The sequence below is a fragment of the Nocardia sp. TBRC8007 genome (assembly GCF_056629435.1).
Window position 1 is genome coordinate 1 of sequence record NZ_JBWSOR010000179.1, and the last position, 381, is coordinate 381.

The 381-nt window shown below is 62.7% G+C and carries 1 protein-coding gene; it reads left to right on the plus strand.

The window, feature by feature from the left end; genetic code table 11:
- Positions 1-381, plus strand: a 381-nt coding sequence (locus ACX4ZE_RS23185) for a hypothetical protein (RefSeq protein WP_480275588.1), incomplete at both ends; no start/stop codon positions are given.

Below are 381 nucleotides of genomic sequence, written 5' to 3' on the forward strand. Positions count from 1 at the left end.
AGAGACGGTAGCTTCTACATCTCGCTGATCACCGAGAACTCCTTCACCCACCCCGATTCCGACGACATACCGAATGAGAGCCACGCCGCATTGGCCGGAGCCCGGCGGGCGTTACTCAGTGAGCAGGCTCGGTTGCGGTGGCGGTTGCTCGATCTCGACAGCGATGTCGCCGACCCCGACCTGGGGGCGGAGCTGTTGATTCCCGGTGCGCTCACCTATGACCATGCCGACGAGGTGTTCTTGCGCGTCGGGTTACGGTGGGTCCCAGTGGTGACCCGCACGCTGCAGGATCGCCTGGACGATCTCGATGAACCCGCACCGCTGACCGATCCGGAAGCCAATTTCGGGTTGGAGCTGCCCAAGACCAAGAAGTCCTTCTCG